Source organism: Lentibacter sp. XHP0401, assembly GCF_025751535.1.
In the GTDB taxonomy this organism is placed as follows: domain Bacteria; phylum Pseudomonadota; class Alphaproteobacteria; order Rhodobacterales; family Rhodobacteraceae; genus Lentibacter.
The window spans coordinates 414,644-431,910 of record NZ_JAOWLC010000001.1 but is presented as its reverse complement, the minus strand read 5'-3'; the positions used below and the strand labels follow the sequence as shown (position 1 = coordinate 431,910).

Sequence of the window (17,267 nt, the reverse complement as noted above, 5' to 3'; positions counted from 1 at the left end):
GGAAACTGCGGTGCTTTTTCTTTTGCGGCCCTGCTCCGAGCCTCAGGCTTCCAGCTCGGCATCCCAATACAGATAGTCCATCCAACTTTCATGCAGGTGGTTTGGCGGGAATTTGCGGCCTATATTGCGCAGCTCTTCGCTGGCGGGCGGGCGCGGTGGCTTGCGCAGGTGAAGCCCCGCCTGTCGCAGGCTCTTGGAGCCTTTGCGCAGGTTGCAAGGCGAACAGGCGGCAACCACATTCTGCCAGCTTGTCACGCCGCCTGCGGCGCGCGGAACCACATGGTCAAATGTAAGATCGCCCTTGGCCCCGCAGTATTGGCAGCAGAATTCGTCCCTCAGAAATAAATTAAAGCGCGTGAAGGCCACGCGCTTTTGAGGTTTGACATAATCTTTGAGAACCACAACGGAGGGGATCCTGATCACCGTTGAGGGGCTGCGGACAACCTCCTCATACTCGGCGATGATATCGACGCGGTCGAGCCATGCGGCCTTGACCGCTTCCTGCCATGGCCAAAGCGACAGCGGGTAATAAGAGAGTGGTCTGTAATCGGCGTTAAGCACCAAGGCCGGGTTCTGCTTGAGTGCGGCCGGGTTACGCACAAAGTCTGTCCTGAAGTGTCCGTCCATCTTACCGTTTCTCTGCTCCATGCGGGGCTTAGCGCAGATGTGGCCGCCCCGCTTGCAAGAACCACTATATATCGTGGTCCGTTTCGGGCAAGCGCCTTGATGACACTTGATAAGTGCAGCAAAGCAGGCAGATATGACAGCGCTGTGACGGGGAAAAAATGGCGCTAATTGATTGATTTTTCTACGGCATTAAGCGGAGATGCGAGAGCTTGTCCGCATTTGCACGACAATTTTAAAGAAAAACCCCTGCCCTAAGCCCTTTTCAGGCAGAAGAATCGCACGCCCTCACAGGTCTCAATCGGTGGCGCGCTCTGCTTCTATTTCGCGCCAGCGGGCGACATTGGCATTGTGCTCATCAAGTGTCACAGCGAAAGCGTGTCCGCCTGTGCCATCGGCCACAAAGAAGATGTAGTCGGTGCTGTCAGGATCAAGCGCCGCTTCGATGCTCGCGCGGCCCGGGTTGGCAATGGGCGTGGGTGGCAACGCATCAATCACATAGGTGTTATAGGGCGTTTCGGCGCGCAGCTCGGAGCGGCGCAGGCCACGGCCCAGCACGCCCTGCCCGTTGGTGATCCCGTAGATCACTGTCGGGTCGGTTTGCAGCTTCATGCCCTGACGCAGGCGGTTCACGAAAACACTGGCAACCTGGCGGCGCTCTTCAGCTACGCCTGTTTCTTTTTCGATCAGCGAGGCGAGGATGAGCGCCTCCTCGGGGCTGTTCACAGGCAGGCCGTCAACGCGGTTTTCCCAAGCCTCAGCCAGAATGCGTTCCTGACGCGCTGCCATTTCGACCAGCAGTTCTTCACGCTTGTCGCCTTTGCGGACTTCATAGCTTTGTGGAGCAAGGCTACCCTCGGCAGGCACTTCGGCAATTTCGCCTTCGAGAAGCGATATTCGCTTGAGGCCTTCGACGATCTGCCAGCTGGTCACACCCTCGGCAATGGCGATGCGGACGCGCGTGTCGGGTCGCTCACGCACGGCGATGTATTCGGCTGGCGCCTCTTCGGTGGCGGGGTCAAACTTGGCTTTTTCAATGTATTCGCTTGTGGCAGGGTCAAGCTCGCGCACAAGGTTTGAAAGCTGGGTCACGCCGATGCGGTAGACAATTTCTGTGCCGCAGGTGCTTGCGCCGCCACGGGTAATAATATCGGCGATTTCTTTAGGGGAAGATTTGGGCGGAACCAGATAGCTGCCGGCCTTGAGCTGGCCGGCAAGGTCGGTGTAATCCATACCAATACGCAGGAGCATCCCCGAACTGATTGCCCCCTGTTTTTCGAGGTTTTCCGACACGATACCCACATTGCTGCCCCTCTCGACACGCAAGCAGATTTGCTCATCGAGCGGACCTTGGGCAGAATATTCATTCTGACCCCAAAGGATCAGTCCGCCGACAAGAAAGACCGCGACGATGAGCATCGTCAGCGCGTTGGACGCAATGTGCCGCCACATGAGCTTATTCTACCTTCCGAAAGACAACCGAGGCATTTGTGCCGCCAAAGCCGAAGCTGTTGGTGAGGGCGATATCGATTTTGCGCTTGCGCGCCTCGTTGGCGCAGAGATCAACGGTTGTTTCACAGTCGATGGTATCAAGGTTGATCGTGGGGGGCGCGATCTGGTCACGGATCGCAAGGATCGAGAAGATCGCCTCGATTGCGCCAGCCGCGCCCAGAAGGTGGCCTGTCATCGACTTTGTGGACGACATGGAAAGCTTGGCCGAGGCCTCCGGCCCCATCATCCGCTCGACAGCGCCCAGTTCGATGGTGTCGGCCATGGTCGAGGTGCCGTGGGCGTTGACATAATCAATCTCTGTCGGGTCGATGCCCGCGTTGACGCAAGCCGCACGCATCGCGCGCTCGGCGCCCTCATGGTCGGGGGGCGGGGCTGTGATGTGATAGGCATCACCCGAGAGGCCGTAACCCGCCACTTCGGCATAGATTTTCGCGCCGCGTGCTTTGGCGTGCTCGTATTCTTCAAGCACAACAACACCAGCACCCTCGCCCATGACAAAACCGTCGCGGTCTTTATCCCATGGGCGAGAGGCTTTTGTGGGGTCGTCATCATAGCCCGTGGAGAGCGCTTTGCAGGCGTTGAAGCCCGCGATTCCGATTTCGCAGATCGCCGCTTCCGCGCCACCTGCAACCATCACATCTGCATCACCATGCTGGATGAGGCGCGAGGCATCACCAATGGCGTGTGCACCTGTGGAACAGGCCGTCACAACCGCATGGTTAGGCCCTTTGAAGCCATAGCGGATGCCAACCTGACCGGAAATAAGGTTGATCAAAGCGCCCGGGATGAAGAAAGGCGAAACACGGCGCGGGCCTTTTTCAGCCATGAGCAATGTTGTCGCCTCAATCGACTTGAGGCCACCAATGCCAGATCCGATCATAACGCCCGTGCGCAGGCGGCTTTCCTCGTCTTCGGGTGTCCAGTCTGCGTCAGCCACAGCCTGGGCGGCGGCGGCGACGCCGTAGAGGATAAAGTCGTCAACCTTGCGGCGCTCTTTGGGCTCCATCCAGTCGTCAGCGTTGAATGTGCCGTCTGTGCCGTCGCCGTGCTTTACTTCGCAGGCGTATTTTGTGGTGACGCGTTCGGGGTCAAACTGGGTGATACGGGCTGCGCCCGATTTGCCTGCCAGAATATTCTTCCAGCTGTCATCGACCCCGCCGCCAACCGGCGTGACCAGACCCAGACCTGTTACAACCACACGACGCATATATCCGCCCCCTTTTGAAACTCTTTGCTGCTCTTAGCGCGGCTTGGGGGCCTTGGGCAAGCCCGTCCATGTCCCGGAAAGGCGGAGCAAGGGCCGAAAACCGCGTGTGCAAAGCGACATGCGCGGATTATTCACAAGGCCGCTACAAAAAAACGGCCCGCCAGAGGCAGGCCGTTTTGAAAACATATCAAGCCGGCCAAAGGGCCAAAGCTTCAAGCTTATGCAGCTTCTTTGATGAACTTAACCGCATCGCCGAAAGTTTGGATGGTTTCAGCTGCGTCATCGGGAATTTCGATGCCGAACTCTTCTTCAAATGCCATAACCAGTTCAACGGTATCAAGGCTGTCTGCGCCCAGATCGTCGATGAAAGATGCGTTTTCCACAACTTTATCTTCTTCCACACCAAGGTGTTCGACAACGATTTTCTTTACGCGGTCTGCAACGTCGCTCATGTGTTCATCCTCATTAATTGGGCTCTTGGCCCGGGTTTTGCCCATGCCCCACAGGGCAGGCGGTTTGAAATGCCCCGAGGGGCGGTTCGTCCCCCCTACGGGAGGGCCCGAGTGCTCACGGTTAGGTGAACATCCGGAAATCTCGGTGGCCTATAGCATACGCCGACGGATTGGCAAATGCTTTGTCCAAATTAGCGAACGCCATTTCCTTTACAAGAGCAGGAACGACATTGCGCTGAAATTTACAGCATCGCCATGCCGCCGTTGACATGCAAAGTCGCGCCCGTGACATAGCCCGCCTCATTGCTGGCAAGGTAAAGCACGGCAGCCGCGATCTCTTCAGGCTGGCCCATGCGGGCCGCGGGAATTTGCGTGTTGATCTTGTCTTTCTGATCATCCGTGAGTTTGTCGGTCATCGCTGTCGCGATGAAACCCGGCGCAATCGCGTTGGCGGTGATGCCACGGCTGGCAACCTCATAGGCGATAGATTTGGTCATTCCGACCATGCCTGCCTTGGAAGCCGCATAGTTGGCCTGACCCGGATTGCCCGTGGCACCAACGATCGAGCTGATGTTTATGATACGGCCCCAGCGGGCTTTCATCATCGGGCGCATAACACCGCGGCAGAGGCGCATTGTTGAGGTGAGGTTCACATCCAGAACGCTCTGCCATTCGTCATCGGACATGCGCATGAAAAGCTGGTCACGGGTGATTCCCGCGTTATTTACGAGAATATCAAGCGCGCCCATAGCCTCGATCGCCTGTTTGGGGAGCGCATCGACCGCCGCGCCGTCAGAAAGGTTGCACGGCAGCACATGCGCCCGCGCGCCAAGCTCGGCAGCCAGCGCCTTGAGCGGCTCTTCGCGCGTGCCCGAAAGCGCGACAGTGGCCCCTGCCCCGTGCAGCGCTTTGGCGATGGCTCCGCCGATTCCGCCGGACGCACCTGTGATGAGCGCGCATTTTCCTGTCAGATCAAACATGTTCTATTCCTTTATTAGCCGTTGAGCGCTTCAAGTGCTGCCGTTACGTCTTCAGGGGTTCCGACATTGCGGCAGGTGATCTCTTTGTTGATGCGGCGCACCATCCCCGAAAGAGCCTTGCCTGCGCCGATTTCCCATATCTCGCTGATACCTTGCTCTGCCCCCATGTAGAGCACACTCTCGCGCCAGCGCACCGAGCCTGTAACCTGCTCGACCAGAAGCGCACGGATCATGGCAGGGTCTGTCACCGCTTCGGCGCGCACATTGGCAACGAGCGGCACGGCGGGGGCGATAATCTCGACCGCTTCGAGCGCTTCGGCCATGACCTGTGCGGCAGGCTCCATTAGCGCGCAATGAAACGGGGCACTCACGGGCAGAAGCATCGCCCGCTTGGCGCCTGCGGCTTTGGCCAGCTCGACCGCGCGCTCGACAGCCGCTTTGTGCCCCGACACGACAACCTGACTTGGATCATTATCATTGGCGGCTTGGCAGACTTCGCCCTGCGCAGCCTCTGCGGCAACACTCTGTGCCGTGGCAAAATCAAGCCCCAGAAGCGCTGCCATCGCGCCGACGCCAACGGGCACAGCCTCTTGCATGGCGCGGCCTCGGATGCGCAGCAAGCGGGCCGTATCGGCGACACTGAGCGCGCCGGCGGCGGCAAGGGCGGAATATTCGCCAAGCGAATGACCGGCCACAAGCTTGGCATCCGTGATTTTCACACCTTCAGCCTCAAGCGCGCGCAGGGCGGCGAGCGAAGTGGCCATAAGGGCTGGCTGGGCATTTTGCGTGAGCGTGAGGGCTTCGATCTCGCCCTCCCAGATGAGCGCGCTCAGCTTTTCACCGAGAGCTTCGTCAACTTCATCAAACACAGCTTTTGCGGCTGGATAGGCCTCAGCCAAAGCGCGGCCCATGCCGATGGTTTGGGCACCCTGCCCTGGAAATACGAATGCGCGGCTCATCTTGCCCCCCTCATTGTTGTTGAGAGCAAATAGCCCGAAGCGAGGCGCGCCCGCAACGAAAAAGGCCAGCGCGGGAGGTGCTGGCCTTGGAAAACAATGGAGATTTGAGGTTTATGCCGTGCGTGCGAAGCTTGGACCGAGGGCTGCGCGCAAAGCGTCGAGTTCTTCAACCTGCGTGCCGAGCGGAAGCTCGACCACCGCGCGACCGTGATGATCGCGGGCGATAAACACACCATCGCGGACATCAACTTCGCTCAGGTCATCATAGGCATATGTGGTTTTTTTGGAGATGCGGCCAAAATCGTTGCGCTCGATCACTTGCAGGCGCTCGGAGCGTGGATCAAGCGTGACTTCAGGGTAGCAGCGGCGAATAGGTGCCATCAACGCAAGGCCTGACACTATGGCAACGGCTGTCATGAAAAGCTTGATGAGCTGCGCTGTCTGATCCCAGCTTGACCCCGGAACCGCCCAAAGGCCGAGGGCCGCAAGAAAGAGAACGCAGCCTGCGAAAACGTGAAACAGACGAAGCGGCGGGAGGGCCTGCAAGGCGTGTTGATCACTTGTGGCTGCTGCCGAGCGGGCGTGTGTTTGTGCGATGGCTGCCGGAGCGATTGCTGTCTTTGTGATTGCGCTTTGCATTGTCATGTCTTTCTCCCGATCCAGCACTATTTTGCGCCCGTGACATCTGATTTGAGACAAGTTTGACTTAAGCTTGGGGCAAAACCTTGCGGCAAAAGAGGAAAGTTTGAGGCACCACTCCCCCGAATATGGGCGAAATAAGGCAAGCTGACGGTGCAACCGGACTTTCAGAGCGGATTACGTGCCGTGTGGCGGGATTGATACTTGCCCACCCGCGCAAATCGGGTTAAGCGCACTGGTCTTCTGTATAAAAGTAAACCGCGCAGCTCTCGTGGATGGGTCGCAGAAGGCTTTCATGACCCTCCTATGAAATGCGCACCAAACGAAGGAATAGCACATGCCGCTCTATGAGCATGTTTTCATCATGCGTCAGGACTTGTCCAACACGCAAGCCGAAGGCCTTGTCGAACATTTCAGCACCGTCCTCGCGGACAACGGAGGCTCAGTCTCCGAAAGCGAGTACTGGGGCGTGAAAACCATGGCCTACAAGATCAACAAAAACCGCAAGGGCCACTACGCCTACCTCCGTACAGACGCACCTGCGACTGCTGTTATGGAGATGGAACGCCTTATGCGCCTGCATGACGACGTGATGCGCATCCTGACCATCAAGGTTGATGCCCACGAAGAAGGCCCCTCGGCCCAAATGCAAAAACGTGAAGAGCGCCGCGAGCGCCGTCCAGCTTAAGAAAGGAATGTAAACCATGGCTACGAAACCATTTTTCCGCCGTCGCAAAGTTTGCCCTTTCTCAGGGGATAACGCGCCGAAGATTGATTACAAAGATACGAAGTTGCTCCAGCGCTACATTTCCGAGCGTGGCAAAATCGTGCCCTCACGTATCACCGCCGTATCGGCCAAGAAGCAACGCGAACTGGCCCGTGCCATCAAACGCGCCCGCTTCCTCGCCCTGCTGCCTTACGCCGTGAAATAAGGAGAGAGACAATGCAAGTTATCCTTCTCGAACGCGTGGCCAAGCTTGGCCAGATGGGCGACGTTGTAGATGTGAAAGCAGGCTATGCGCGCAACTTCCTTCTGCCACAGAAGAAAGCGCTGACCGCTTCACAAGCCAACATCGCCGGTTTTGAAGCGCAAAAAGCACAGCTTGAAGCGCAGAACCTCGAAACCAAAAAAGAAGCCGAAGATATGGCGGGCCGTCTTGATGGACAGCAGTTCGTCGTGATTCGTCAGGCGTCTGACGGTGGTTCGCTTTACGGTTCGGTCACGCCACGTGACGCAGCCGAAGCAGCGACCGAAGCTGGCTTCTCGATTGACCGCAAACAGGTTTCTGTTGAAGCGCCGATCAAATATCTCGGTGTGCACAACATGTTCGTGCGTCTGCACCCGGAAGTGAGCGCGACCATCGAAATCAACGTGGCCCGCTCGCCCGAAGAAGCCGAGCTGCAAGCCTCAGGCAAGTCGATCCAGGAACTCGCCGCCGAAGCGGAAGCCGAAGCAGAGTTCGAAATCGCCGAGCTGTTTGACGATATCGGTGCTGCGGCAAATGACGATGACGATCTGGCAGAAGCTGCCGGCGTTGATGTTGACGAAAACGATGAAGAAACAAGCGAAGAGAGCTAAAAGCTTCCTTTTGCCAAAAATGAAAGCCGCGCCCCACAAGGAGCGCGGCTTTTTTCATGGCCCGTGCCGATGAAGCGCTTATAGTTTGCGCCGAATCCCTGCACAAAAGGCTACTCCATGTCCCTCCCCGATCCGATCCAGTCGCGCCTTCTGGCCATGCTCCACACCCGCACCGAAGCACTTGAGGCGGGTGACCCTGTGCCAGAGCCACTGGTTCTGTCATCAGCCTTTTCTTTGCCGCACAACCCCGATGCGCGCCGCACTTATGCGCGCTTTACCAACCCTACAATCGAGGCTACCGAGGCACGTCTTGCCGCGCTCGAAGCTGCACCCTGCCTGCTCTTTCCGTCAGGCATGGGGGCTTACTCCGCCGCGTTCATGGCGCTGCTCAAAGCGGGTGACACGGTGCTCATGCTTTCGGATGGCTATTACGCCGCGCGCAACCTTGTGTCCGATATCATGGCGCCATTCGGCCTTAAGCTCGTGACATGTCCTGCCGCCGATATTCTTGAGGCCGATCTTGCAGGGATTGCCGCTGTGGTTGTTGAAACACCTTCCAATCCGGGCCTTGATATTATTGATATCGCAGCCCTTTCCACCCGTTGCCACGCGGCGGGGGCAAAGCTTGTGGTCGACAACACGGTTTGCACGCCGCTCTTGCAACAGCCGCTCGACCTTGGCGCCGATATTGTGATTGTCTCGGATACCAAGGCAATGGCCGGTCATACCGACCTGCTCATGGGCCATGTTGCAAGCCGTGACGCGGCCTATATGGAGCGGCTGCTTTCGGTGCGGAACCTTACCGGCAATATCCCTGCGCCACACGAAGCCTGGTTGCTGTTGCGCGGGCTTGAAACCGTTGAAATCCGCCTCTCGCGCATGTGCGAGAACGCCCGCGCGGTTCTTCCGTTGCTTAAGGCAAGTGCGGCCGTGCAGAGCGTGATCTACCCCGCCTCGCATGCGCAAGCCCTTGATCAGGGCTTTCTCATCGGCGCGACATTTGCAAGCTCGGCAGCCGCCGACAGCTTTCTATCCCATGCGGGCTTTACACAAACGACAAGTTTTGGCGGGCTGCACTCGTCCGGAGACAGGCGCGCACGTTGGGGGGATGCTGTGCCTGAGGGCTTCTTGCGCCTCAGTTTCGGCATCGAGCCGACAGAGGCTCTTGTTGGCTCAATCAAAACAGCGCTTGGCAAGCTTTAGAAATCGGCGTCTTCACGCGCATGAAGAGTCTGTGCGCTGGCTATGCGGCTTTAAGAACGGTTACATCACAGCCAGTTTAACAGTTAACAGGCATTGTCATGACCCCGAACCGCCGCGTTGCTCTTCAAATGCTTCTTTCAAGCCTCGTTCTCTCGGCCTGTGGCAATGCGCCACAGGCGACCGAAACGCCAGCCGCCCTCGCGAGAAACGAACCGCCACTTTACCGGAATGAGACGCCAGAGTTGCGCGCCTTGATCAACCAATATGCGGATCACTACGAACTGCCCCGCAAGCTTGTCCACAAACTCGCCATTCGTGAAAGCACGCATAACCCCGCTGCCCGCAACGGGCCTTATTACGGGCTTTTGCAAATCCTGCCCGCAACGGCCCGCAGCATGGGCCACAAGGGCCCGCCTGCGAGCTTGCTGGATGCGGAAACCAACCTGAAATATGCCGGCAAATATCTGCGCGGGGCATGGCTTTTGTCGGACGGTGATATCGACACAGCCATCAGTTGGTATGCGCGCGGCTATTATTACGAGGCCAAGCGGCGCGGAATGCTTGTCGAAACGGGCCTGCGACCCGCTTGAAGCGGCCCTCGGAACGCAAAAGGCCGCCCTGATTGGAGCGGCCTTTCGTGTCTTAAGTGGTGTGCTTACTCGTCGTCGAGCGCATCAACAGCTTTTTGCAGATCATCTTTGCTGACTTCTTTTTCACTCACAGCGGCAAGCTCGAAGGCATAGTCGATGACTTTGTCTTCAAACAGCGGCGCGCGAAGCTGCTGCTGCATTTGCTGGTTTTGCTGAACAAATTCAAAGAACTGACGCTCCTGGCCAGGATACTGGCGCGCCTGATTCATGATCGCTTGTGTCATTTCGGCGTCTGTCACCTGAACTTCGGCCTTCTGGCCGAGCTCGGCCAGCAGAAGGCCAAGGCGCACGCGGCGCGCGGCGAGTTTGATGTGCTCGTCTGTTGGCGTGATTTCGGGGTGATCGTGGCCCTCGACATCAGGGTTTTCATCGTGCCAAAGCTGGTGGGCAATCTGGCCCGCCTCTGCATCAAGCAGGGAGGGTGGCAGATCAAAGCTTACGAGTTTGTCGAGTTCATCAAGCAGACCACGCTTCATAACGGCCCGTGCTGCACCCGCATACTCAGCCTCAAGGCGCTCGCCAATCTGGCCCTTGAGAGCGGCCAGATCTTCTGCGCCGAACTTTGTCGCCAATTCGTCGTTAAGCTCGGCGGCCTTAGGCTCTTTTACGTCTTTGATTTTGCATTCAAACACGGCGGCTTTACCTGCAAGGTTCTCGGCCTGATACTCATCGGGGAAGTTCACTTCCACGTTTTTCTCATCGCCTGCTTTCACGCCGACAAGCTGCTCTTCAAAGCCCGGGATGAAGCTGTTTGAGCCAAGCACGAGCGGGTAGTCCTCTGCCGCGCCGCCGTCAAAGGCCACGCCGTCAACTTTGCCGAGGAAGTCGATCACGACCTGGTCGCCGTCTTTGGACTTCGAGCCTTTTTTGCGTGATTCAAAGTTCTGAGCTGTTTCGGCAAGCGATTTCAGCGCTTCTTCAACTTCTGCGTCACCCGCTTTTACGACCATGCGCTCAAGCTTGATGCCTTTGAGATCAACTTCAGGAATCTCTGGAAGAGCTTCGTAAGACATCGAAATTTCGACATCGTCGCCCTCTTTCCATTTGTCACCATCGACCATTTCGACTTTTGGCTGCATCGCGGGGCGATCACCGGAAGCATCAAAATGCTCCTTCATGGCGCCGTCGATGCTTTCTTGCATGGCTTCGCCCATAACCTTGTCGCCAAACTGCTTTTTCAAGAGCGCCATAGGAACTTTGCCTTTGCGAAAGCCCTTCATCTCGATGTCGGGTTGCGCTTCTTTGAGCTTTTCATCGACTTTTGTGTCAAGTTCAGCGGCTGTGAGCTTGATGGAATAGGCGCGTTTTAGGCCTTCGTTCAGGGTCTCGGTGACCTGCATTTTGTCGTCCTTTGTATATCGGCGTTGTGTATGGGCGTACGGGCCAGCGCTTTCACACCGGCTAAATCAGCGTTCTTCTAGGGGGCGCGCGACCATGATGCAAGGGGATTGGCGCAGTTTCAGCCCCCCTGATGCGCAAAGCGCGGTTGGCTTTCTCGCAAGCCACGCCCGATTGCGCCCCGTAGGCTGCACGCGCTCCGCGGAAAATGGCCTATAATGGCGAAATTTGCAGTGTGCCACTTCCCTTTCATGCGGCTGCACGTCAAGGTTGATCGGAGGCGGATCCGCAGTAACGCGGTCACACCATTTGTCTGCGTAAGGCTCCGCTGCGCTTTGCGAGTGCAGTATATTGCTGACAAGCCGGGCACTGGGGGTATGGCAATGCAAATCGGACCGAACAGAGCAGCACCCGTTTCAGGACGCGCGACAGTTCGAAATACTGTGCGAAATGAAAGCGGCGACAGATACCCCACTCTCAGGGCGATATTCAGCGAATGCGCCTTTGAAACACACTACCAGCCCGATAGTATCATTGCCCTGCACGGAACCCCTGCGGATGCCGTATACCTGATTGTTTCAGGCACGGTGCGTTGCTGCACCCTGAGCGCCGAGGGCGACCGCCAGATTTTCAGCTTTGCCACAAAAGGCGAGTTTGTCGGGGTCACCGACATTGAAACATGGCATTTCACGGCGGAAGCCACAGATCATGTGATCCTGAAATCTGTCGCGCGCACGCGTGTGGAGCAGGCACTTGCAGTGGATGCCTCCCTGAGACACGAGTTTCGCGCCTATCTTTGCCGCCAGCTCGAAAAACGCGAAAAGCAGCTTTTTTCATTGGTTACCAGCAAGGCTTCCGAGCGGGTGATGCTGTTTCTCTCCGATTTCGCCAACACACGCACAAGCCACGGATTTGTCGCGCTTCCGATGTGCCGCCGCGATATTGCCGATCATCTCGGACTGTCTGTCGAAACGGTCAGTCGCGCGTTTTCAGAGCTGAAAGCCGCCGGCCGGATTGACCTGATCGGAGCAGAGAAATACCGTATCCTGCCCGATACCCCGAAGATCGGCCAGACGGAGCAGGTATTGCCCGCACAGATTTTGACAATCGTCTAAGTGGAACCGCAGCCACGCAGATGATTGATACAGATCATTCCGGTGTCGCCTCTCGCGGGATAGGGGTTGAGAGACAGAATTGTTTTTATACAAAGACTGGCTATGACAAACGTGACCCCATTTTACAAAATATTCAGCAGCGAGGCCGTGCCGCAGGCACACACCGGCATGGAACAGGCGCTCGACAAGAGCCTGAAAGCCGCTCAAGCGCGGTTTACAGGGGGCTTATCGCCCATCGCCTTGGCGGCGGCCTGCTCGGATTGGGCGCTGCATTTGTCTTCCACCCCCGGCAAGCAGCTTGAGCTTGTGGAAAAGGCTTTCAGGAAAGCAGCGCGTTTTGGCAGCTATACAGCGCTGTGTGCGGGCAACCCCGACACCGATGAAACCTGCATCACCCCCCTGCCCCAAGACAAGCGTTTTCGCGGCGAGGCTTGGCAAAACTGGCCGTTCAACGCCATGTCGCAGGCCTTTTTGCTCAACCAGCAATGGTGGCACAATGCCACCACGGGGGTTGAGGGCGTCACCAAGCAGCACGAAGATGTTGTCACCTTCACCGCGCGTCAGATCCTTGATGTGTTCTCGCCCTCGAACTACGCTTTTACCAACCCCGAGGTGATAGCCAAAACCGTGCATGAAGGCGGCATGAACCTCTGGCGCGGCTGGCAGAACTTTGTCGAGGACACCGCCCGCGCGAATGCCGGCAAACGACCCGCCGGAACCGAAGATTTTGTTGTCGGGAAAAACATGGCCACCTCCGAGGGCAAAGTAGTTTATCGCAACCACCTGATCGAGCTGATCCAATACGCCCCGACAACCGATACAGTGCGCCCCGAGCCGATCCTGATCGTGCCGGCATGGATCATGAAATATTACATCCTTGATCTGAGCGCTGGAAACTCTTTCGTGCGATATCTGACATCGCAGGGCTTCACGGTGTTTATGGTCTCGTGGCGCAACCCTGATGCCGAAGACCGTGACCTCGGCATGGAGGATTACCTCTCGCATGGCGTGATGGACGCAGTCGATGCCGTCGACAGCATAACAGGCGGGCAGAAAATCCATACAGTTGGCTATTGCCTTGGCGGCACGCTGCTCTCAATCGCAGCGGCCAGCATGGCACGCAACAAGGACACGCGGCTGAAAAGCCTGACGCTGCTGGCCGCGCAGGTTGATTTCACCGAAGCGGGCGAGTTGACACTGTTTATCAACGACAGCCAGCTTGCCTATCTTGAAGATATGATGTGGGACAAAGGCTATCTCGACACCAAGCAGATGGCGGGCGCGTTCCAGCTTTTACGCTCAAATGATCTGGTCTGGTCGCGGATCGTCCACGACTACCTCATGGGCGAGCGCACAGAAATGAACGACCTCATGGCATGGAATGCCGATGCAACTCGGATGCCTTACAGGATGCACTCCGAATACCTGCGGCAGTTGTTTCTCAACAATGATCTGGCCGAGGGGCGCTATAAGGTTGCGGGCCAGCCCGTTGCGATTTCCGATATCCGCGCGCCTGTGTTTATCGTGGGAACCGAGCGCGACCATGTCGCGCCGTGGCAGTCTGTCTACAAGTTCAACCTGCTGTCCGACACCGATGTCAGCTTTGTTCTCACAAACGGCGGGCATAACGCAGGTATTGTTTCCGAGCCAGGACACCCACACCGCCACTATCGCATAAGTTGCAAAGCAAAGGATGCACCCTACATCGCCCCCGAGCGCTGGATGGAAGAAACAAATACGCATGAAGGGTCGTGGTGGTCCGAGCTTGCCAAATGGCTGGGCGATATGTCGAGCGCGCCTGTTGCGCCTCCCGTGATTGGCTCAAAAGACTATCTCCCGCTATGTGACGCACCGGGAACCTATGTCTTTCATGAATAAGCGGATATCCTGATTTTGACACACCGGATTTTCCGGTGCTTGGGGCTGCATAATTACAAGGCAAGCATTGATGCAATATATTGAAAACCGCACGTTTGATGAAATCAAAACCGGCGATAGCGCCGATCTGACACGCACACTCAAGCTTGAGGACATCGAACTGTTTGCTGTCATGTCGGGCGATGTGAACCCCACCCATGTCGATGAAAATTATGCCAGTTCGGATATGTTCCACAAAATCATCGCCCATGGCATGTGGGGCGGTGCGCTGATCTCGGCCGTGTTGGGCACTGAGCTGCCCGGGCCGGGAACGATCTATCGCAACCAGTCACTCAGCTTTTGTAGGGCTGTCGGGCTGGGCGATACGGTGACCATCCGCGTGACAGTCACAGACAAGGACGCCGCGCAAAACCTTGTCACGCTGGCCTGCCTTTGCACCAACCAGAACGGTGAAACCGTGATTGAAGGCACAGCCGTGGTTGTTGCGCCTAACGAGAAGGTTCGACGCCCGCGAGTGGCCCTTCCCGAGGTGCACCTGCACGAGCGTGCCGCGCGGTTTAACGAGCTGATCGCCGCAACAAAGCCCCTGCCCCCCGTGCGGACCGCCGTTGTGCACCCTTGCGATGGTGTTTCGCTGGAAGGCGCGCTTGAAGCCGCAGCGCAGGACATGATTGTGCCGGTTCTCATCGGCCCGAAAGCCAAGATCGAAGCCGCTGCCGCCGAGATCGGACGTAGCTTGGCAGGTGTCGAAATTGTGGATGTGGCTCACAGCCATGCGGCTGCCGACGAGGCCGTGGCCCTCGCGCGCGCAGGCAAGGTCGGGATGATCATGAAGGGCAAGCTCCATACCGACGAGCTTCTTGGCCCGATCGTGGACAAGGCCACAGGCCTGCGCACCGAGCGGCGGATGACCCATGTGTTTGTGCTCGATGTGCCGCATTACCCCAAGCCGCTCTTCATCTCTGATGCGGCCATCAACATTGCACCCGATCTGAAAACCAAAGCCGACATCGTGCAAAACGCCATCGAGCTTGCGATTGCCTTGGGTGTCGAAACTCCAAAGGTCGCCATCGTGTCGGCTGTCGAAACGGTGACTCCGAGCATCCCCTCAACCCTTGACGCTGCAGCGCTGTGTAAAATGGCCGAGCGCGGCCAGATCACCGGCGGGGTGCTTGACGGCCCACTTGCCTTTGACAACGCCGTCTCCATGGCCGCCGCCAAAGCCAAGGGCATTCAATCCGAGGTGGCCGGGCAGGCCGATATCCTGATTGTCCCCGATCTTGAGGCCGGCAATATGATCGCCAAACAGCTTATCTATCTTGCGGGGGCCGATGCGGCGGGGCTTGTGCTTGGCGCACGCATTCCGATTGTGCTGACCAGCCGCGCCGACGGCGTTCTCTCACGTCTGGCATCAACGGCCATGGCACAGTTGTTTGTGCATTACAAATCTGCTGGAATCCCCTCATGAACAGCGCATTTCTCACCTTCAACGCGGGGTCGTCGAGCCTCAAGTTTGCCGTCTTTGACGGCGGCGAAACGGCTTTGGAACCGCGCCTCAAAGGCCTCATAGCAGGGCTTGGCGGCGGAGTGCCGGCCTTCTCCGCAAAAGACGCCACGGGCGTTCCGCTCGATGCAGGCGCTCTCGGAGCGCTTGGCGCGGCAAGTGACCATGAAGCCGTGATCGCGCTTTTGCTGCCATGGCTGGCGGCGCAGCTTGGCGATGTGCCGCTGCTTGCCGTGGGCCACAGGGTTGTCCATGGCGGCCAGTATTATGCAGGGCCAACACGCGTGACCCCCGAAGTGATCACCCGTCTTGCGGGCCTTGAGCCGCTCGCACCGTTGCACCAGCCACACAATGTTGCCGCCATCCGCGCGGTTGCAAAGTGGCAGCCTGATACACCGCAGATTGCCTGCTTTGACACGAGCTTTCACCGCACGCAGGACAGGCTGGCGCAGCTTTTCGCCCTGCCCCGCGATCTGAGCGATGAGGGTATTTTGCGCTACGGCTTTCACGGGCTGTCGTATGACTACATCGCCGGTGCGCTACCCGAGCACCTCGGTGTGCAGGCCGATGGCCGTGTTATTGTGGCGCATCTGGGCAATGGCTCCAGCATGTGCGCCATGAAGGATCGCAAAAGCAGGGCCACCACCATGGGCTTTACGGCACTTGACGGTCTCATGATGGGCCGCCGCTGCGGGGCACTGGACCCGGGGGTTGTGCTTTACCTCATGCAGGAAAAGGGGATGAGCGCCAATGAGGTTGCTGAATTGCTTTACAAACAATCAGGGCTGCTCGGAGTTTCCGAGCTAAGCAATGACATGCAGGTTTTGCAAGCCAGTGACAGCCCGCACGCCAAGGAGGCCATCGCGCTTTTCTGTTACCGTGCCGCCAGCAGCCTCGCGGGGCTTTTGCCCGCGATCGGTGGGCTTGATGCTTTGGTCTTCACTGCGGGTATAGGCGAAAACTCGGCGCTTGTGCGCAAGCTGATTTGCGAGCAGCTGGCGTGGCTCGGTATTGTTCTGGATGACGCGGCAAACGAGGCTGGCCAAAGCACTATAAGTGCAGCCTCTTCAAAGCTGAGGGTTTTGGTGATTCCCACCAATGAAGAACGTGTTGTCGCCGATGCCAGTCGCGCGCTGATCGCTTGATCTGCAAATCTCAAGCGCTTCCAACGCCCCCCTGTTCGGGCGCAAATTGATTTTGGTCAATACCCTGCGCTTACGTTGCGTTATCATGTCGGGAAATCCACCAAAACGGAAAGGATACATCATGAGCAAGAGCAACAAACCCGAAGACACGGCATCCTCGGTGAACAATCTGATGAAAACCATGCAAGAGGCTGGCTTCAAGCCGGTTCAAGGATTCGGCACCGACTGGCTTGAAGCCATGTCCAATATCGGCAGTGAAATGCTTGATTTCACGGCGGCGCGTATCAAACAGGATGTCCAGACCCAGCACGACCTGCTGCACGCCAAAGGGCTGACTGAAATACAGCACATTCAAGCGCAGTTCTTTCAAAAAGCGATGGATGATTACGCCGCTGAAGCGGGCAAGCTGATGAAAATGGGCAAAGCCATAACGCCGGACAGCTCTCCTAAATCCAGAAAATCCGACTAAACCGTCCCGCCAA

General features: G+C 57.5%; 18 protein-coding genes. 10 read left to right on the top strand and 8 right to left on the bottom strand.

Annotated features, from left to right (window positions below):
• Positions 1 to 42: 42 nt before the first annotated feature.
• The 7 genes from OE750_RS02265 to OE750_RS02235 all read right to left on the bottom strand — a co-directional run bounded on the left by OE750_RS02265 (position 43) and on the right by OE750_RS02235 (position 6,379).
• Positions 43 to 627 (bottom strand): HNH endonuclease, encoded by a 585-nt coding sequence (locus tag OE750_RS02265; RefSeq protein ID WP_263761202.1) that lies wholly within the window; start codon positions 625 to 627, stop codon positions 43 to 45.
• A gap of 294 nt (positions 628 to 921) precedes the next feature.
• Positions 922 to 2,076: an endolytic transglycosylase MltG gene (gene mltG / locus OE750_RS02260; protein ID WP_263760910.1), complete on the bottom strand. Its 1,155-nt coding sequence runs from the start codon at positions 2,074 to 2,076 to the stop codon at positions 922 to 924.
• Positions 2,077 to 2,080: 4 nt separating this feature from the next.
• Positions 2,081 to 3,343 (bottom strand): beta-ketoacyl-ACP synthase II, encoded by a 1,263-nt coding sequence (fabF, locus tag OE750_RS02255; RefSeq protein ID WP_263760909.1) that lies wholly within the window; start codon positions 3,341 to 3,343, stop codon positions 2,081 to 2,083.
• Between the two features lie 218 nt (positions 3,344 to 3,561).
• Positions 3,562 to 3,795: an acyl carrier protein gene (locus OE750_RS02250; RefSeq protein ID WP_089890617.1), complete on the bottom strand. Its 234-nt coding sequence runs from the start codon at positions 3,793 to 3,795 to the stop codon at positions 3,562 to 3,564.
• A 242-nt stretch (positions 3,796 to 4,037) separates the two neighbouring features.
• Positions 4,038 to 4,775 (bottom strand): 3-oxoacyl-[acyl-carrier-protein] reductase, encoded by a 738-nt coding sequence (gene fabG, locus OE750_RS02245; protein ID WP_263760904.1) that lies wholly within the window; start codon positions 4,773 to 4,775, stop codon positions 4,038 to 4,040.
• A 14-nt stretch (positions 4,776 to 4,789) separates the two neighbouring features.
• Complete coding sequence (fabD, locus tag OE750_RS02240) at positions 4,790 to 5,734, bottom strand: ACP S-malonyltransferase (RefSeq protein WP_263760902.1); 945 nt, start codon at positions 5,732 to 5,734, stop codon at positions 4,790 to 4,792.
• 111 nt (positions 5,735 to 5,845) lie between these two features.
• The gene (locus tag OE750_RS02235) at positions 5,846 to 6,379 is read right to left on the bottom strand and encodes a hypothetical protein (protein WP_263760900.1); all 534 of its coding nucleotides are present in this window, start codon (positions 6,377 to 6,379) and stop codon (positions 5,846 to 5,848) included.
• A 331-nt stretch (positions 6,380 to 6,710) separates the two neighbouring features.
• Between OE750_RS02235 and rpsF the strand changes: the two genes are divergently transcribed.
• The 5 genes from rpsF (at position 6,711) to OE750_RS02210 (ending at position 9,745) form a co-directional block, all read left to right on the top strand.
• A complete protein-coding gene (gene rpsF, locus OE750_RS02230; protein ID WP_263760898.1) occupies positions 6,711 to 7,061 on the top strand; it encodes a 30S ribosomal protein S6 in 351 nt (116 codons plus the stop codon).
• A 16-nt stretch (positions 7,062 to 7,077) separates the two neighbouring features.
• Positions 7,078 to 7,305, top strand: a complete 228-nt coding sequence (gene rpsR / locus OE750_RS02225) for a 30S ribosomal protein S18 (RefSeq protein ID WP_026756163.1) — start codon at positions 7,078 to 7,080, stop codon at positions 7,303 to 7,305.
• Positions 7,306 to 7,316: 11 nt separating this feature from the next.
• On the top strand, positions 7,317 to 7,952 hold the full coding sequence (gene rplI, locus OE750_RS02220) for a 50S ribosomal protein L9 (protein ID WP_263760894.1): 636 nt from the start codon (positions 7,317 to 7,319) through the stop codon (positions 7,950 to 7,952).
• Between the two features lie 117 nt (positions 7,953 to 8,069).
• Entirely contained in the window at positions 8,070 to 9,155 is a 1,086-nt protein-coding gene (locus OE750_RS02215; protein WP_263760892.1) for a PLP-dependent transferase, read from the top strand.
• A gap of 98 nt (positions 9,156 to 9,253) precedes the next feature.
• Positions 9,254 to 9,745 carry a lytic transglycosylase domain-containing protein gene (locus OE750_RS02210; protein ID WP_263760890.1) on the top strand — a complete coding sequence of 164 codons (492 nt, stop codon included), beginning with the start codon at positions 9,254 to 9,256 and terminating at the stop codon, positions 9,743 to 9,745.
• A gap of 65 nt (positions 9,746 to 9,810) precedes the next feature.
• On the opposite strand, the gene tig is transcribed toward OE750_RS02210, so the two are convergent.
• Positions 9,811 to 11,145 (bottom strand): trigger factor, encoded by a 1,335-nt coding sequence (tig, locus tag OE750_RS02205; protein WP_263760888.1) that lies wholly within the window; start codon positions 11,143 to 11,145, stop codon positions 9,811 to 9,813.
• Between the two features lie 375 nt (positions 11,146 to 11,520).
• Between tig and OE750_RS02200 the strand changes: the two genes are divergently transcribed.
• The 5 genes from OE750_RS02200 to OE750_RS02180 all read left to right on the top strand — a co-directional run bounded on the left by OE750_RS02200 (position 11,521) and on the right by OE750_RS02180 (position 17,254).
• Positions 11,521 to 12,258, top strand: a complete 738-nt coding sequence (locus tag OE750_RS02200; RefSeq protein ID WP_263760886.1) for a Crp/Fnr family transcriptional regulator — start codon at positions 11,521 to 11,523, stop codon at positions 12,256 to 12,258.
• A 102-nt stretch (positions 12,259 to 12,360) separates the two neighbouring features.
• Positions 12,361 to 14,136 carry a PHA/PHB synthase family protein gene (locus tag OE750_RS02195; protein ID WP_412176185.1) on the top strand — a complete coding sequence of 592 codons (1,776 nt, stop codon included), beginning with the start codon at positions 12,361 to 12,363 and terminating at the stop codon, positions 14,134 to 14,136.
• 70 nt (positions 14,137 to 14,206) lie between these two features.
• The gene (locus OE750_RS02190; protein WP_263760885.1) at positions 14,207 to 15,604 is read left to right on the top strand and encodes a bifunctional enoyl-CoA hydratase/phosphate acetyltransferase; all 1,398 of its coding nucleotides are present in this window, start codon (positions 14,207 to 14,209) and stop codon (positions 15,602 to 15,604) included.
• Positions 15,601 to 16,785 carry an acetate/propionate family kinase gene (locus OE750_RS02185; protein ID WP_263760883.1) on the top strand — a complete coding sequence of 395 codons (1,185 nt, stop codon included), beginning with the start codon at positions 15,601 to 15,603 and terminating at the stop codon, positions 16,783 to 16,785. Before OE750_RS02190 ends, OE750_RS02185 begins: the two co-directional genes overlap by 4 nt.
• Before the next feature lie 121 nt (positions 16,786 to 16,906).
• Positions 16,907 to 17,254, top strand: a complete 348-nt coding sequence (locus OE750_RS02180) for a phasin family protein (protein ID WP_263760880.1) — start codon at positions 16,907 to 16,909, stop codon at positions 17,252 to 17,254.
• The last annotated feature ends 13 nt before the right edge of the window (positions 17,255 to 17,267 follow it).

What these genes read in the sequence shown, in the direction of transcription:
- OE750_RS02265 (WP_263761202.1), bottom strand. Translation starts at nt 627, where the DNA reads ATGGACGGACACTTCAGGACAGACTTTGTGCGTAACCCGGCCGCACTC.
- mltG (WP_263760910.1), bottom strand. Translation starts at nt 2,076, where the DNA reads ATGTGGCGGCACATTGCGTCCAACGCGCTGACGATGCTCATCGTCGCG.
- fabF (WP_263760909.1), bottom strand. Translation starts at nt 3,343, where the DNA reads ATGCGTCGTGTGGTTGTAACAGGTCTGGGTCTGGTCACGCCGGTTGGC.
- OE750_RS02250 (WP_089890617.1), bottom strand. Translation starts at nt 3,795, where the DNA reads ATGAGCGACGTTGCAGACCGCGTAAAGAAAATCGTTGTCGAACACCTT.
- fabG (WP_263760904.1), bottom strand. Translation starts at nt 4,775, where the DNA reads ATGTTTGATCTGACAGGAAAATGCGCGCTCATCACAGGTGCGTCCGGC.
- fabD (WP_263760902.1), bottom strand. Translation starts at nt 5,734, where the DNA reads ATGAGCCGCGCATTCGTATTTCCAGGGCAGGGTGCCCAAACCATCGGC.
- OE750_RS02235 (WP_263760900.1), bottom strand. Translation starts at nt 6,379, where the DNA reads ATGACAATGCAAAGCGCAATCACAAAGACAGCAATCGCTCCGGCAGCC.
- rpsF (WP_263760898.1), top strand. Translation starts at nt 6,711, where the DNA reads ATGCCGCTCTATGAGCATGTTTTCATCATGCGTCAGGACTTGTCCAAC.
- rpsR (WP_026756163.1), top strand. Translation starts at nt 7,078, where the DNA reads ATGGCTACGAAACCATTTTTCCGCCGTCGCAAAGTTTGCCCTTTCTCA.
- rplI (WP_263760894.1), top strand. Translation starts at nt 7,317, where the DNA reads ATGCAAGTTATCCTTCTCGAACGCGTGGCCAAGCTTGGCCAGATGGGC.
- OE750_RS02215 (WP_263760892.1), top strand. Translation starts at nt 8,070, where the DNA reads ATGTCCCTCCCCGATCCGATCCAGTCGCGCCTTCTGGCCATGCTCCAC.
- OE750_RS02210 (WP_263760890.1), top strand. Translation starts at nt 9,254, where the DNA reads ATGACCCCGAACCGCCGCGTTGCTCTTCAAATGCTTCTTTCAAGCCTC.
- tig (WP_263760888.1), bottom strand. Translation starts at nt 11,145, where the DNA reads ATGCAGGTCACCGAGACCCTGAACGAAGGCCTAAAACGCGCCTATTCC.
- OE750_RS02200 (WP_263760886.1), top strand. Translation starts at nt 11,521, where the DNA reads ATGGCAATGCAAATCGGACCGAACAGAGCAGCACCCGTTTCAGGACGC.
- OE750_RS02195 (WP_412176185.1), top strand. Translation starts at nt 12,361, where the DNA reads ATGACAAACGTGACCCCATTTTACAAAATATTCAGCAGCGAGGCCGTG.
- OE750_RS02190 (WP_263760885.1), top strand. Translation starts at nt 14,207, where the DNA reads ATGCAATATATTGAAAACCGCACGTTTGATGAAATCAAAACCGGCGAT.
- OE750_RS02185 (WP_263760883.1), top strand. Translation starts at nt 15,601, where the DNA reads ATGAACAGCGCATTTCTCACCTTCAACGCGGGGTCGTCGAGCCTCAAG.
- OE750_RS02180 (WP_263760880.1), top strand. Translation starts at nt 16,907, where the DNA reads ATGAGCAAGAGCAACAAACCCGAAGACACGGCATCCTCGGTGAACAAT.